The sequence below is a fragment of the Herbaspirillum sp. Her4 genome, from assembly GCF_057961335.1.
On the sequence record NZ_CM176330.1, the window covers coordinates 3,470,839 to 3,485,758 of the forward strand.

At 64.0% G+C, this 14,920-nt stretch carries 15 protein-coding genes; 11 read left to right on the forward strand and 4 right to left on the reverse strand.

What is annotated here, in order from left to right:
* Positions 1 to 171: 171 nt before the first annotated feature.
* The 9 genes from ACWFUC_RS15745 to ACWFUC_RS15785 all read left to right on the forward strand — a co-directional run bounded on the left by ACWFUC_RS15745 (position 172) and on the right by ACWFUC_RS15785 (position 8,287).
* Entirely contained in the window at positions 172 to 1,401 is a 1,230-nt protein-coding gene (locus ACWFUC_RS15745; protein WP_489625547.1) for a molybdopterin molybdotransferase MoeA, read from the forward strand.
* A 16-nt stretch (positions 1,402 to 1,417) separates the two neighbouring features.
* On the forward strand, positions 1,418 to 2,260 hold the full coding sequence (locus ACWFUC_RS15750) for a DUF817 domain-containing protein (RefSeq protein ID WP_039788398.1): 843 nt from the start codon (positions 1,418 to 1,420) through the stop codon (positions 2,258 to 2,260).
* A gap of 28 nt (positions 2,261 to 2,288) precedes the next feature.
* Positions 2,289 to 2,546, forward strand: a complete 258-nt coding sequence (gene moaD / locus ACWFUC_RS15755) for a molybdopterin converting factor subunit 1 (protein WP_489625367.1) — start codon at positions 2,289 to 2,291, stop codon at positions 2,544 to 2,546.
* 1 nt (position 2,547) lies between these two features.
* Entirely contained in the window at positions 2,548 to 3,201 is a 654-nt protein-coding gene (locus tag ACWFUC_RS15760) for a class I SAM-dependent methyltransferase (protein ID WP_489625368.1), read from the forward strand.
* A 131-nt stretch (positions 3,202 to 3,332) separates the two neighbouring features.
* Entirely contained in the window at positions 3,333 to 4,703 is a 1,371-nt protein-coding gene (locus ACWFUC_RS15765) for a GntT/GntP/DsdX family permease (protein WP_489625369.1), read from the forward strand.
* 67 nt (positions 4,704 to 4,770) lie between these two features.
* Complete coding sequence (moaE, locus tag ACWFUC_RS15770; RefSeq protein ID WP_121039821.1) at positions 4,771 to 5,223, forward strand: molybdopterin synthase catalytic subunit MoaE; 453 nt, start codon at positions 4,771 to 4,773, stop codon at positions 5,221 to 5,223.
* Between the two features lie 64 nt (positions 5,224 to 5,287).
* Positions 5,288 to 6,634, forward strand: a complete 1,347-nt coding sequence (locus ACWFUC_RS15775; protein ID WP_489625370.1) for an Nramp family divalent metal transporter — start codon at positions 5,288 to 5,290, stop codon at positions 6,632 to 6,634.
* 75 nt (positions 6,635 to 6,709) lie between these two features.
* Positions 6,710 to 7,999, forward strand: a complete 1,290-nt coding sequence (locus tag ACWFUC_RS15780; protein ID WP_489625371.1) for a type II toxin-antitoxin system HipA family toxin — start codon at positions 6,710 to 6,712, stop codon at positions 7,997 to 7,999.
* Positions 8,000 to 8,287, forward strand: a complete 288-nt coding sequence (locus ACWFUC_RS15785) for a helix-turn-helix domain-containing protein (RefSeq protein WP_121039830.1) — start codon at positions 8,000 to 8,002, stop codon at positions 8,285 to 8,287.
* A 53-nt stretch (positions 8,288 to 8,340) separates the two neighbouring features.
* Here the strand turns inward: ACWFUC_RS15785 and ACWFUC_RS15790 are convergent, their stop codons facing one another.
* The 4 genes from ACWFUC_RS15790 to ACWFUC_RS15805 form a co-directional block, all read right to left on the reverse strand.
* Positions 8,341 to 9,315, reverse strand: a complete 975-nt coding sequence (locus ACWFUC_RS15790; RefSeq protein WP_121039833.1) for an HlyD family secretion protein — start codon at positions 9,313 to 9,315, stop codon at positions 8,341 to 8,343.
* Between the two features lie 67 nt (positions 9,316 to 9,382).
* Positions 9,383 to 9,583, reverse strand: coding sequence for a DUF1656 domain-containing protein (locus ACWFUC_RS15795; protein ID WP_039788384.1), 201 nt, complete (start codon positions 9,581 to 9,583; stop codon positions 9,383 to 9,385).
* Positions 9,573 to 11,777, reverse strand: a complete 2,205-nt coding sequence (locus tag ACWFUC_RS15800) for an FUSC family protein (RefSeq protein ID WP_489637210.1) — start codon at positions 11,775 to 11,777, stop codon at positions 9,573 to 9,575. The genes ACWFUC_RS15795 and ACWFUC_RS15800 overlap by 11 nt, the downstream gene beginning before the upstream one ends.
* Entirely contained in the window at positions 11,774 to 13,237 is a 1,464-nt protein-coding gene (locus ACWFUC_RS15805; protein ID WP_489625372.1) for an efflux transporter outer membrane subunit, read from the reverse strand. Before ACWFUC_RS15805 ends, ACWFUC_RS15800 begins: the two co-directional genes overlap by 4 nt.
* A gap of 210 nt (positions 13,238 to 13,447) precedes the next feature.
* Between ACWFUC_RS15805 and ACWFUC_RS15810 the strand changes: the two genes are divergently transcribed.
* Together ACWFUC_RS15810 and crcB are read left to right on the forward strand one after the other, a co-directional pair.
* Positions 13,448 to 14,428: a LysR family transcriptional regulator gene (locus ACWFUC_RS15810; protein WP_489625373.1), complete on the forward strand. Its 981-nt coding sequence runs from the start codon at positions 13,448 to 13,450 to the stop codon at positions 14,426 to 14,428.
* An 18-nt stretch (positions 14,429 to 14,446) separates the two neighbouring features.
* Complete coding sequence (gene crcB, locus ACWFUC_RS15815) at positions 14,447 to 14,821, forward strand: fluoride efflux transporter CrcB (protein WP_121039842.1); 375 nt, start codon at positions 14,447 to 14,449, stop codon at positions 14,819 to 14,821.
* The last annotated feature ends 99 nt before the right edge of the window (positions 14,822 to 14,920 follow it).

The following is a 14,920-nucleotide window of genomic DNA, read 5'->3' on the forward strand; positions in this document are numbered from 1 at the left end:
TCATGGAGCGCGTACGGGCGGCGATTGCATTAGAATGTCGGGTCGCTGTATCGACCAGAAAACAACGCTTCACCCTTGTCCCGAACTTCGATCTTCTCCGTCAGGCCTGCCATGTCCTCCACGCCCGTTCCTTCCGCAGCCCCCTCATCCGACAAGCCGGCCCGCCCGCCCATGCAAAGCGTCAGCCAGGCGCTCGATACCTTGTTGTCGGCCGCCGTGCCGGTGGTGGAGAGCGAGACCGTCGATACGCTGGAGGCGTGCGGACGCGTGCTGGCAGCGCCGGTGACGGCTTCCATCGACGTGCCCGGCATGGACAATTCGCAGATGGATGGCTACGCCGTGCGGGCGGCGGATTGCGCATCGGGCCAAGCGCGCCTGCGCGTATCGCAGCGCATTCCGGCGGGCCACGTGGGCCAGCCGCTGGAACCGGGGTCGGCGGCGCGCATCTTTACCGGTGCGATGATGCCGCAAGGGGCCGACGCCGTCGTCATGCAGGAAGCCTGCGAGAGCGAGGGTGAGCACGTGGTGATCCGCCATGTCCCCAGGAGCGGTGAATGGGTGCGCCTGATCGGTGAAGACATCCGCCAGGGCAGCACCATCCTCGCCGCCGGTACCCGCCTGCGTCCGCAGGAACTGGGGCTGGCGGCCTCCATCGGACAGGCGCAGTTGCAGGTACTGCGGCCGGTGCGCGTGGCGGTGTTCTTCACGGGCGATGAACTGACCATGCCCGGCCAGCCGCTCAAACCGGGCGGCATCTACAACTCCAATCGCTTCCTGCTGCGCGGCCTGTTGCAGAAACTGGGCTGCCAGGTCAGTGACTTCGGCATCGTTCCCGACAGTCTGGAGGCGACCCGGCAGACCCTGCGCGAGGCCGCGCGCGAGCACGATCTCATCATCACCAGCGGCGGCGTCTCGGTGGGGGAAGAAGACCATGTGAAGCCTGCTGTCGAAGCCGAGGGCCGCATCAACATGTGGCAGATCGCCATGAAGCCTGGCAAGCCGCTGGCCTTCGGCCAGGTGCGCCGCGGGCCAGGGGCGGGCGAACAGGGAAGTGAAGCTTTCTTCCTGGGGTTGCCGGGCAATCCGGTGTCGTCCTTCGTCACCTTCCTGCTTTTCGTCAGGCCCTTCATCCTGCGCCTGCAAGGGCTGCCGCGCGAGGCCGTGTTGCCGCAACCGGTGGCCATGCGCGCCGACTTCGACTGGCCGCGTGCCGACCGCCGCCAGGAATTCCTGCGCGTGCGCCGCAATGCGCAGGGCGGACTGGATCTGTTCCCCAGCCAAGGGTCGGCAGTGCTGACCTCGACTGCCTGGGCCGATGGCCTGATTGACAATCCGCCGGGGCAGACCATTGCCGCCGGCGACACGGTGCAGTTCCTGGCCTTCGATCATCTGCTGAACTGAACGCGGCGCAACAGCGATGAGACTGGCGAAAATCGATCAGTACCTGAGCAGCAGCATTCCCAGCGAAGCCACCGGCTGGCGGCGCTTCGTGCTGGAGTTCCTCATGTTCGGCCTCAAGGAGGCGCGCTGCTGCCTCTTTGCGGGGCTGTTCTTTGCGGCCGTGTTCCTGATGCCGCGCGCCGGTCTGTTCGGCATTCCGCGCTATGACGCCTTGCTGCTCTTCGCCTTGCTGGTGCAGGTCTGGATGGTATCGACCCGCATCGAGACCATCGCCGAACTGAAGGCCATCAGCGTCTTCCACGTGGTCGGTTTTGCGCTGGAGGTGTTCAAGACCTCGGGGGCGATCCAGTCGTGGAGCTATCCTGACTTTGCCTATACCAAGCTGTTCGGGGTGCCGCTGTTCTCCGGCTTCATGTATGCCGCCGTGGGCAGCTACATCATCCAGGCCTGGCGGCTGTTCGACCTGCGCATCCAGCATCATCCCCCTTACTGGATGGCGACCCTGATCGCCTTGCTGATTTACGTCAATTTCTTCACCCATCACTACATCGGCGACTACCGCTGGTACCTGGCGGCCTGTGCACTGGGTCTCTATGCCCGCTCCACGGTGCTGTTCCGTCCGCTGGACCGCGATCGCAAGATGCCGCTGCTGCTGGCGTTCCTGCTGATCGGGTTCTTCATCTGGCTGGCCGAGAACATCAGCACCTTCTTCGGCATCTGGCGCTACCCCAACCAGATGGGGGCCTGGTCCACCGTGCACCTGGGCAAGTGGAGCGCCTGGTCGCTGTTGGTCATGATGACCTTTACCATCGTGGTGCATCTCAAGCATATCCGCAGCAAGATTCATATCGCCCACTAAGGGCCTGCTGCCACCCTCAAGGAAATCCATGAAAATCGAACTCCGTTTCTTCGCCAGCGTGCGCGAAGCCCTGCAGACCTCGCAGGAAATCATCGAGCTGCCCGACAGCGTCAGGACCGTCGGCGACGTGCGAGCCTTCCTGATGGGCCGCGGCGGCATCTGGGCCGAAGTGCTCGGCCCCGAAAAGAATTTGCGCATGGCCTACGACCATGAGATGACGGAGGCCGATACCGAGGTCGTCGACGGCGGCGAAGTGGCCTTCTTCCCGCCCGTCACCGGAGGCTGAGGTGAGCCCCCACCGCGATCCCGTAGCCGGCACCATTGCGCATTACAGCAGCCATGCCGAGAGCTTCCGCGAAGGGACCTGGGATCATGACGTCAGCCAGAACATGGCTGCCCTGCTGGACGCACTGCACGCCAGGGCGGGAGCCGCCGGGCAGGGACCGTTCACGATCCTCGATGTCGGCTGTGGTCCGGGACGCGACCTGATCGAATTCACCCGGCGCGGCCATGTGGCGGTGGGTTTGGACGGTACCGCCGAGTTCGTCGAAATGGCACGAGCGGCGAGCGGCTGCGAAGTCGTGCACCAGGACTTCCTGCAACTGGATCTGCCGGTGGCGCGCTTCGACGGCATCTTTGCCAATGCCTCGCTGTTCCATGTGCCGGCGGTGCATTTGCCGCGTGTGCTGGGGCAGTTGCATGCCAGCCTGAAGCCGGGCGGCATCCTCTTCAGTTCCAATCCACGCGGCAATGATCTGGAAGGCTGGAGCGGTCCGCGTTATGGCGTGTGGCATAGCCTGGAAGGCTGGCGTGGCTACCTGCTGCCTGCAGGCTTCGTTGAATTGCGGCATTATTACCGCCCTGACGGATTGCCACGCGAGCAGCAGCCGTGGCTGGCCAGCGTCTGGCAAAAGACGGAAGACCCGCATCCAGCGGGCTGAGATCGACCATTCGGAATCCCGATTCTTTGGGAGGAGACCAGGCCTGCGCCAAACAGGTCTGCGGAGGGGGTGCAAAAGACATCGTTCAATGAAGCGATGCGCATTCATCCACACCTGTAGAAGGATCTATCTTGATTTCGACCCATCTGGCCGCCTGGGCGGCCCAGGACACGCAGTTGCTGCTGGTGACGCTGGCGGCACTGGTCACCATCGTGGTGCTGATCAGTTTCCTGTCCATCGCACCTTTCCTGTCCATCCTCATCGGTACCTTCGTGGCCGGCATCGGTGCCGGCCTGCCGCTGGAAGACATTGCCAAAGCCTTCAGCAAAGGGGCCGGCAGCCTGCTCGGCGAAGCCGGCATCATCATCGCGCTGGGGGCCATGCTGGGTGCGCTCATGGCCGAATCAGGCGCAGCCGACCGCATCGTCAATACCCTGCTGCGCTATGCACGCGGCAGCATCATCCCCTGGATGATGGCGCTGGTGGCGCTGGTGGTTGGCCTGCCGCTGTTCTTCGAAGTGGGGCTGGTGATGATGGCACCGATCATCTTCGTCATGGCACGCCGTTCCGAACTGCCCATCATGCTTGTGGCCATTCCTGCACTGGCCGGCATGACCACCTTGCACGCGCTGCTGCCGCCGCATCCGGGCCCGCTGATCGCCGTGTCCGCGCTGCACGCCGACCTGGGCACGACCATGCTGCTGGGCTTCATCGTGGCCATCCCTGCGGTGATCATCGCCGGTCCCCTGTACGGCAACTTCATCGCGCCGCGCCTGAACCTGGCTGAACCGGACCAGATCGGCAAACTGTTCAGCGCCCGTGAAGGCCAGTCGCAGCCCAGCTTCCTGGTGGCGCTGGTGACCATCCTGCTGCCGGTGGTGCTGATGCTGGGCCGCACCGTGGCGCGCATCTGGGTCACGCCCAAGACCGAGCTGTTTGAAATGCTCAATTTCTTCGGCGAACCCATCATCGCGCTGACCGTGACGGTGCTGTTTGCGGTGGTGGTGCTGGGCTGGGGGCAGGGCAGCAGCCGCTTTGAAGTTGGTGCCACGCTGCGCCGCGCCTTGCCGCCCATCGCCGGTCTGTTGCTGACCATCGGTGCGGGTGGCGGACTGAAGCAGACCCTGCTGTCGGCCGGTATCAGCGACACCATCACCAAGATCGCCGATGGCACCCACATGCCGTTGATCTTGCTGGCCTGGATCATTGCCGTGGCGCTGCGCCAGGCCACCGGCTCGGCCACTGTCGCCACGACCGCCACGGCCGGTATCGTGGCGCCGCTGGTGGCGGGCCTCTCTGCCACCCACAACTCGCTCATGGCACTGGCCATCGGTGCCGGCTCGGTGTTCTTCTGTCACGTCAATGACGCCGGCTTCTGGATGGTCAAGGAATACTTCGGGCTGAACCTGAAGCAGACCCTGGCTACCTGGTCGGTGATCCAGACGCTGGTCTCGGTGATCGGGCTGGGCATGACGCTGCTGTTGTGGGGACTGCTGGTGTAACGCCGCTGCACTCGCGCACGGGCTGGCGCTGGTAGAATCGCAGCCTGCATTCATTTCCTGTTGAACCATGCCCGTCCGCGTCCAGACTGCCGATTTCGATCTCTCCACTGAAGTGGCGCAGTTGCGCCTGGCCAATCCGCGCGTCGGCGCGGTGGTCAGTTTCGTGGGCACCGTGCGCGATCTCAACGATGGTGCAGCGGTCTCGGAGATGGAACTGGAACACTATCCGGCCATGACCGAGCGGGCCCTGGAGCAGATCGTGGAACAAGCCAAGGCACGCTGGCCCATCTTCGATGCGCTGGTGATCCATCGCGTCGGTCCGATGCAGCCGCGCGAGCAGATCGTGCTGGTGGCGGTGACTTCACCGCATCGCGGCGAAGCCTTTGCCGCCTGCGAATTCATCATGGATTACCTCAAGACCCAGGCCCCGTTCTGGAAGAAAGAGCAAACGCCTGACGGTGCGCGCTGGGTCGATGCCCGCGAGAGCGACGACACGGCGCTGGCCAAGTGGGCGCAATAAGTCAGCATCGCCCGGGACACTGATCCCGGCGACGCCATCAACGGCACAAAGGGGGATTTTCGTCTTGCCATTCACTTTCCGCTTTCCCCGCATCCCGGGTCTGCCCACGACGGCCACGGCTCCGTTCTGTCCTTCCGAAGTGGCCGGTACCGTCAACGTGCCGCGTGGTGCTTCGGTCTGGCAGAAGCTGCGCATCTACGTCGGGCCCGGTCTGCTGGTCTCGATCGGCTACATGGATCCGGGCAACTGGGCCACGTCCATCCAGGCGGGTTCGCAGTTTGGTTATCAGCTGCTGTTCGTGGTGATGCTCTCCAGCCTGGCCGCCATCGTGCTGCAATGCCTGTGCGCGCGGCTGGGCATCGCTACCGGCAAGGATCTGGCGGTGCATTCGCGCGAGCACTATCCGCCCGCCGTGGGCAAGGGCATGTGGGTGCTGGCCGAACTCTCCATCATCGCCTGCGACCTGGCCGAGGTGCTGGGCTGCGCGCTGGCCTTCAACCTGCTGCTGGGGGTGTCGTTGCCGGTGGGAGTGCTGCTGACCGCGCTGGATACGCTGATCGTGCTGGGCTTGAAGGGCAGGGGATTCCGCCAGGTCGAAGCCATCATCCTGGGCCTGGTCATCACCATCGCCGCCTGCCTGCTGGCGCAACTGGCCTTCGTCAAGGCGGACTGGCACGAGGTAATGCAGGGCTTCGTCCCCTCGCTGCAGGCCATTTCCAGCCGCGAGCCGCTGTACCTGGCCATCGGCATCATCGGGGCCACGGTGATGCCGCACAATCTCTACCTGCATTCCTCCATCGTCCAGACCCGCAGCGTGCAGCGCGATCCGGCATCGCTGCTGGAGGCGGTGCGCTATACGCGGGTCGATACCACGGTGTCGCTCCTGATCGCCATGGTCATCAACGCCACCATCCTGATCCTGGCGGCCTCGGCCTTCCACAAGAGCGGCAATACGCAGGTTGCCGAGCTCGATCAGGCCTACCACCTGCTGGACCCGATTACCGGCTCGGCCATGGCGGCCATTCTGTTTGGGGTAGGCTTGTTCGCCTCCGGACAGAGTTCGACCTTCACCGGCACCATCGCCGGACAGGTCATCATGGAAGGCTTCCTCAAACTGAAGATTCCGTGCTGGCAGCGCCGCGTCATCACCCGCGCGCTGGCCCTGGTACCGGCGCTGATCGGCGTGCTCACGCTGGGGCCGCATTCGGTAGGCAAGCTGCTGGTCGCCAGCCAGGTGGTGCTGTCGCTGCAGTTGCCCTTCGCCATGTATCCGCTGATCCGCCTGACCAGCCGCCGCGATCTGATGGGCGATCTGGTCAACCGCTGGTGGGTGAGCGTATTGGTCTGGCTGCTTTTCGTGACCATTTCGGCGGCCAATGTGTGGCTGGTGTGGCAGGTGTTTGCCGAGTAGCACAAGATCATTTGCACATCAAAATATCATGATTGAACTGGATTTTCGGGTCAATAATGATAGTATGATGTGTATATGAAGACTTCCTGCACACTTCAAGTTCATATCGACGGGGCCTGGCGGCAGGCCGGTGCGTTGTCACTGACTGCGCCGGTCGAGCTGGGCATGGCGGCCTCGACTTACTTCAGCTATGAAGCCGTGCACGCCATCGATTACATGGGCAGGCGCGATGCTGCGGCCTTGTCGGTGAACGTGCCGGTGGGGTTGGAGAGCCTGAGCGAAGCGCGCTGGCCAGCTTGCCTGATCGATCTGCTGCCGCAAGGTTATGGCCGTGGCGAGCTGTTGCGCCAGCTGGGGCTGGATGAACGCGCCGAAGCCAGCGCCGACTGGCCGCTGCTGTGTGCTGGCGCGGGCAATCCCATCGGCAACCTGCGCGTGCAGGAAGCCTGGGAGTGGGTGCAGGCGCGCAGCGGACCGCAACTGCGCGGCTTTGCGATGGAGGACATCGCTGCACGCTCCGAAGACTTCAATGAATACCTCGCCCAGCATGGCCTGTTCCTGGCGGGCTCGTCGGGGGTACAGGGCGAGTGGCCCAAGATCCTGCTCACCCGTGCCCGCGATGGCCTGTTCTACCTCGACCACGCCTTGCCCGATGAGCAGGCCGAGCGCCATTACATCGTCAAGTTCGGACGCGGGCCCGACCCGGATCTGGCCGACATCCTGCGTCTGGAGGCCCCCTACATGCAGCTGGCGATGCACTTGGGCCTGAAGGTCCACGGCGCGCTGCAACTGCATGGCAAGGCCTTGTTCATCCCCCGTTTTGACCGCGAAGTGCGCGGGACCGAAGTCGTACGCCACGCCCAGGAAAGCATTGCTTCCCTGTGCGGCGTGACGGGCTTTGCGGCCATCCCGTCGCACAATGTTGTCTGCGCCAGGCTGGGTGAAGTCGCCACCGATCCGCTGCCCGAGATCATCGAATATCTGAAGCGCGACATCGCCAACATCGTCCTGCGCAACAAGGACAATCACGCCCGCAATACCGCCATCCGGCGCGATGCACAGGGGCGGATCAGCCTGACGCCGCTGTTCGACTTCGCCCCGATGTGGCTGCATCCGGATGGCATTGCACGGCGCATGCGCTGGGAACGCGACGATGGTGGCTCACCGCAGTGGGCCAGCGTCATCACGCAGGCCTGCGAAGCCGCGCAGATCGTACAGGAACCGGTCAGATCGGCCTTGCGCGAGATGGCGTCGCCGCTGGCGGACCTGCTGCCATATGGCCGCAGCCTGGGTATCGAAAGCACCTTCCTCGACCCGCTGGCCGCCACCGTGGACCAGGTACGGGCACAGCTGGAGGCGCTCTGAATGGACAAACGCTTCAAGCCCCTGACCGCCATCGAGCAGATGGAAGAGCGCCGCGCACTCTTCGACGAACTGGCCGCCGATCCCACGCTGCCGGTGCCGGCGGTGGTCCGCAAGATCCGCACCACCTTGCGCCTGACCATCGCCGAATATGCCAAGGTGTGCGGCGTATCGGCCCGTACCCTGCAGGACATCGAACGCGGTGAGTCCAGTCCCACCCTGGCCACGGCCGACAAGCTGCTCAAGCCGGTAGGCATGTGCGTCGGTGCCGTCATGCGCAAGCGTCCATAAAAAAAGCGACCTGTCGCCAGGTCGCTTCATCGTTTCATCTCACTGCAACGTCATCAATTCTTTGCCATCGCCTGCTGCTTGCCGCTGCCCGGCTCCAGCACCACCGTGCAGGTCAGCCCCGAGGCCAGCAAGACGTTTTCCGGCACCTTGTCCAGGTGGATGCGCACCGGGATGCGCTGGGCCAGGCGCACCCAGTTGAAGGTCGGGTTGACGTCGGCCGTCAGTTCGCGGCTCTGCGGGTTGTCGCGGTCATAGATGCCGCGGGCGATGCTGTCCACGTGGCCTTCCATGGATGCGCCGTTGATCAGCTGGATTTTGGCGCGGTCGCCGATCGACAGGAGTGGCAGCTTGGTTTCTTCGAAGTAGGCATAGACCCAGAAGGAATGGCTGTCGATCACCGCGATCTTGGCTGCACCGGCGGCCGCATAGTCGCCCCGGCGCACGCTCAGGTTGGTGATGTAGCCATCCACGGGCGAGAAGACCTTGGTGCGTTCCAGGTTCAGCTTGGCCGTATCCCGCTGCGACAACGCGGCCTGGTATTGCGCCTGCGCTCCCTGGAATTGGGCCTGGGCAGCTTCCAGCTGGGCTTGCGAGGCGGTGACCTGGCTGCCGGCATCTTCGCGGGCTTCGCGCGAGACCACCAGCGCATCCACATCGGCACGGCGGCGGGCTTGCGCACGGCGCATGTTCAGGTCGGCGCGGCGCGCTTCCACTTCCGCCTTGCGCACGTCCAGATCGGCCTTGCGCGCCGTGACGGCAGCCTCTGCCTGCTGCAGCGCCAGGGTGTAGCGGGCCGGGTCGATTTCCATCAGCAGGTCGCCTTTCTTGACCAGCTGGTTGTCGCGCACCGGCAAGGCCACTACCTGCCCGGAGACATCGGGGGCGATATTGACCACGTCGGCGCGCACGCGGCCGTCACGGGTCCAGGGGGAATGCATGTAGTGCTGCCACAGGCTCCAGGCCAGCAGGATGGCCAGCAGGAAGATGGCCGTGGTGATGAGAACGCGGAAGATCGATTTGACCGGCATGATGAACTACTCCTGATTGTTTCTTTATCTTTTCGTAAGGGATGAGTACGCAAGGAAGTGCGGTGCGCTAGCGATACACCGCCAGCCCCAGCAAGGACGCCAGACAGACGAACAGGCTGACCCGGAACAAGGCGGGGTGCCAGGTCAGCTCGTAGAAGCCGAAGCGCACCAGCACGCGGTCGGCCAGCATGGCCAACACGGCGGCTACCACCGCCAGAAGCAGGACGGTCGGAATATAGGCGTCGAAGAAGGAAATCTCACGTGGCATGGCGGGCTCCCGTTGTGTTGTTCTGGCCCCCGGCGCGCATGGTGTGCAGCGGTGATTGCTCGTCCAGCAGGGCGGTACGGATGAAATGCAGGTAACTCAAGGTGCGCTGCAGGCGATGGCGTTCGCTGCGTTCGCGGTAATGCGGACCGATGGCGGCCTGGACTTCGGCGATGGTGGCATCGTTGGCGGCCAGCGCCGCCGACAGGGTGGCCGCCGAGGGCTGTGCAAACAGCGCCGGAATGGCTTCACGCAGACGGTTCAGGGCGGCATAGGCAGAGGCTGGCAGCAGGTCCGGGGCCTCCGAGCGGATGCCCTGCAGCTCGTTGCGCAGTTCGATGATGGCGTGGCCCACTTCCAGCGTGGCAAACATCCAGCCCAGCGCCTTCTGACGCAGCAGGGGACGGCTGCTGGTGAACATGGTGATCTGGTGCATCAGGTCGCGGGTACCGCTCTCGAACTTCAAGGCCAGGTGCGCCAGTTTGCCGAAACAGGCATCGACCACCTGCTTGCGCAACTGCTTTTCCAGCACGCGCACGGTCCAGTCGGTGGTCGGCGGCAAGAGCAGCATGAAGGCCACGGCTGTGACGATCAGCGACACCACCAGCGCCACGGATTCGTTCAGATAACCGGCCGCATTGAAGTGTGCAAAATTGTCCGGCACCGCCAGGAAGGGGAAGAAAATGCAGATCCCCAAGCCATAACCTGCATAAGCGGGTCGGGTGGTCAGGTAGACGGCCAGCATCAGCACCGGCATCAGCGCGCTGGCCAGCATCCAGTAGCCATCCAGGCGCGGCAGGATATGGAAGGTGTACAAGTAGCCGGCTACCGCAGCAAATAGCACGCCAATGGCCACCGTACGGGTCGCCTTGGCCGGATCGGGCGCGGGCGAGGTGATGGCACAGAAGGCGGCGGCATTGAGCACGGCCACGTCGCCGCTGGGCCAGCCGCTGACGATCCAGAACGCGGCCAGGGCCAGCATCACGATGGCGGCGCGGGCACCGGCAATCAAGGCAGTAGTCATGCTGGTCTTGGGGGCATAGGAATGCTCCCATTGCTCGCGCTCGTGGTGGCGCTGGGTCAGCGAGGCATAGGTCAGCGTATAGGCGTGCAATTCCTCGATGACGCGGTAGAGCAGTTCGGAGGCCGTATCGAAGTCCAGCATGGCGCTGTCGCTCTGGCACTGCTCGGACAGCGTATGGCGCGTGGCCCGCACGCGGCGCGGCAGTTCACGCTTGTAGGCATCCAGCTTCAGGGCCGCATCGGCGGCGTCCAGCGCGCTCATGACCGGCTCGCCGCTGGCGCGGGTGAGCAGGGGCTGCACTTCGCGGTAGTAGGGTGAAATGGCCTCGATCACCACCCGGGCACTCGGCGCCGGGTTGGCATGCAGCCGGTTCATCAGCTGGTGCAGCGCATGCACGCGGGTCGACAAGGCCATGAACTCGCTGTTCATGCGGGAGAGGCGGCCACTGCGCAGGCGCACTTCGGGATCTTCGAAGATGGCCGAGCTGCGCATGGCTTCGAGGCCGATGATGTCGCCCACGAAACGGGCATTGGTGGCTTCGAGCTGCTTGCGGTCGGCGGTGCCGCCCAAGGTGGCACTGACCATGTCGACGAAGGCGGTGAAGCGGCCGCGGATGATGCGCACCAGTCCGGGGGCGCTGGCCTGCGGGAATACCAATGCGCTGACCAGGCCCACGCAGACGATGCCGACCATGATCTCGCTGACCCGCGTCATCACCGAATCGAAAGTGACGGCCGGGTGCAGGGCCGAGGGCAAGCCGATCAGCGCCACCGTATAGCCGGAGAGCACGAAGCCATACGAACGAAAATTGCGGTTATGGGCCGAGCCCACGGTACAGAGCCCGATCCACAGTGCCGAGGCCAGCAGGAACAGTTCCGGGGTCTGGGCAAACAAGCCGACGAAGACCACCACCGCGGCCGAACCGACCAGCGTACCGATGACGCGATAGAAGCTCTTGGCCAGGATCATGCCGCTTTGCGGCTGCATGACGATGAACACGGTAATGAGGGCCGAGCGCGGTGATTCCAGATCCAGGCCGTAACCGATGCCCAGCGCCAGCAAGCCGGCGAAGACCATCTTGAAGACATAGACCCAGGTCGGCGCATCGCTGCGCCACCAATCGGTGGCAGCTTCGCGCAACTGGGCTTTGATGGAAAGGGCAGGGGTGTTCATTTTGCCGCCACCTTGGCCGGTGCTTCATCCTCGATGCCGCCGCCCAGTGCGGTCTGCAGGGCCGCGAAGGCCGCCAGGCGCTGTGCCTGCAATTGCTGCACGATCTGTTGCTGGCGCAGCCACTGGGTCTGCGCATGCAGGATGTTGAGATAGTCGCTCAGGCCGCGCTGGTAGGCGCGAGTGGCGATGTCGACGTTCTTCTGCGCCGCTTGCACCGATTCCTGCGCCTGCTTCTGCTGGCGCGCCACCGACTGCAGGGTCACGACCTGGTCGGAGATGCCTTTCAGGGCTTGCGAGAGCAGGGCGTTGTAGTGTTCCACCTCGATGTCATAGCCGGCACTGGCCGCGCCCAGCTGGCCGCGCAGGCGTCCGCCTTCGAAAATGGGCAGCGAGATCGCCGGACCGTAGGTGGTTTGCAGATTGGGGGCCGAGAGGAACGAGAACAGCCCGCCACCGGCGGCAGCGGGGCCGATGCCGGCCAGCAGGTTGATGTTGGGATAGAAGGCGGCCTTGGCCACCGAAATGCCCTTGGCGGCCGCTTCCACACGCCAGCGGGCGGCGCTGATGTCAGGGCGGCGGCCGACCAGGTCGGCCGGCAGCGCACTAGGCAGGCCGAGCGAGGTCTGCAGTTGCATGGTCGGCCGCGTGATGCCGTCGGCAGCACCGGGGCCAGCACCGAGCAGCGCGGCCAGCTGATTGCGGGTCAGGGCAATGTTTTCCTGCAGGGCTTCCATCTGGCGGCGGGTTTCCGGCAGGGGGGATTCGGCTTGGGTGATTTCCAGCTGGGTCCCGAGGCCGCCCTTGAAACGGCGATGGGCCAGGTCGAGGATCTTCTGTTCTTCCTTGAGCATGGCCTCGGTGTTGTCCAGCAGGCCGTACTGCAGCGCCAGTTGCACGTAGGTGCGCACCACATTGCCTTCCAGCTCGAGCTGGGCGGCACGGGCGTCGGCGGCCACGGCGTGCATTTCATCCTGGGCACGCAGGGTGGTGTTCTTGTTGCGGTCCCAAAGGTCGACGTTGTAGGACAGACCCAGGGTCGCGGTGTTGTTCCAGGTCAGCTTGTCGCGGAAGGCCGCGCCGTAATAGACGTTGTCGGACCAATCCTTGCGGCCGACCGACACGTCCAGCTGGGCACTGGGCAATTCACCGGCATGGGCGACGACGGCCATCGACTGCGCCTGGCGCACGCGAGCGGCTGCCACGGCCATGCTGGGGTTGCCGGCGACGGCGCGGGTCACCAGCTGGTTCAGTTGCGCATCGCCATAGGCTTGCCACCAGGCACGCTGCGGCCATCCCGCTTCGCTGGCGGCCTGGCGGATGGCCTGGCCGGCGTCCAGCGCGGCGACGTCGCGCAGCTGGGCCTGCGGCTGGATGCCGCCCTGGTCGGCACAACCGGCGATTGTCAGCGAAAGCGCAATGACGGTCAGCGCGGACAGCTTGGAGAAGGCGATACGTGTCATGGAATTACCCAAAAAAATGCAAATATCAGAAGTTGTGTATTCTATTTTGTAATTATTCTCGAAAAAATCCGCTATTTCGCAATTGTTTATATCGGATGCCGCAACAATGATTGCTCAATTCTGGGTAACAATGCTGTCATGGCGCAGTGAGTCCGCAGCGGCAAGTTCGGCCAGACGGACCCCTGCGCTCAGTACAGTGATAGGAAAACGATGGATACCCTGCAAAACATGCGCGTCTTCGCGCGCGTGGTCGAGGCTGGCAGCTTTACTCAGGCGGCCCAGCAGATGAGCCTGACCACTGCCCATGTTTCGCGCGCCGTGGCCGATCTGGAGCGGCATCTGCGCACCCGCCTGCTGAACCGTACCACGCGCCGCATTGCCCTGACTGAAGCGGGCGAGCGATATTTGCTGCGTTGCCAGCAGATCATGGCCTATGTGGACGAAGCCGAGGCCGAGGCCAGCGCGGCCTACGTGAAACCCTCCGGCCGGCTGCGCATTCACGCCATGACCAGCCTGGGCCAGCGCTACGTGATCCCGTCGATCTCGGGCTATCACAAGCGCTATCCGGAGGTGGCGGTGGAGCTGACGCTGGCGCAGCGCATCCCCGACATGCTGGAAGAGGGTTACGACGTCTCCCTGGTGGTGGCGCGCGAGCTGCCCGATTCCGGCCTGATCTACCGCCAGCTGGGCAGTACCTTCAGCATCCTTTGTGCCGCGCCCGCCTATCTGGATAAATACGGACTGCCGCAGCATCCCGGCGATCTTCTGAACCACGTCTGCCTGCAACTGGTGAGCCCCATTTCTCCGCTGATCGAATGGGCGCTGGAAGGGCCGGAAGGCCAGACCGTGATCCCCGTCAGGAGCAATTTCCAGGTCAACGTGGCCGAAGCCATGCTCACCGCCGTGCGAGAAGGGATGGGCATCGGCGTGCTGCCCATTTATGCGGCGGTGGACGCGTTGCGCGCTGGCACCATCGTGCGGGTGCTGCCGCAGCACCGGCTGCAGAACATGGGGGTGTATGCGCTGTATCCTTCACGTCAGTACCTGGATGCCAAGATCAGCACCTGGGTCGACTGGATGCACGAAACCGTAGACAAGACCTTGCAGGAAGACCATCAGGCATTGGAACGCCTGGGCAGTCTGCGCGAGGAAATGCAGGGCCTGGCCGCACGCGGTGGTACGCTGGACTGATCAATCGAGGGGAATGCGATGGGATGGCTGGCGGTCGGGATGGGAGCAGCGCTGGGCGCCTGGTTGCGCTGGCGCATCTCCGTGGTATGGAACGTGGACGGGCACTTCGTGCCGCTGGGCACGCTGGCGGCCAACTGGATCGGGGCCGGCGTGATCGGTTTTCTGGTCGCCTATTTCGAGCAGCATCCGGCATTGGCACCGGAATGGCGGCTGTTCGCCGTGACCGGCGTGCTTGGCGGGTTAACCACGTTTTCGACCTTCTCGGCCGAGTCCATGATCCTGCTGCAGCGGGGCGATTACCTGTGGGCCATCGGGCACTCGGGCCTGCATCTGCTGGGCTCTGTCGTGCTTTGCGTTGCCGGGTTTGCAAGCTATCGCGCTTTGGCTGGATGACTACGTTGAGCGACATGATGCAGATCAAAACAGACGGCACGATCATTGCTTGAAAATCGCAGGCGCTGGCCCAACTTTCATCTCATTGAAAAATTGGAG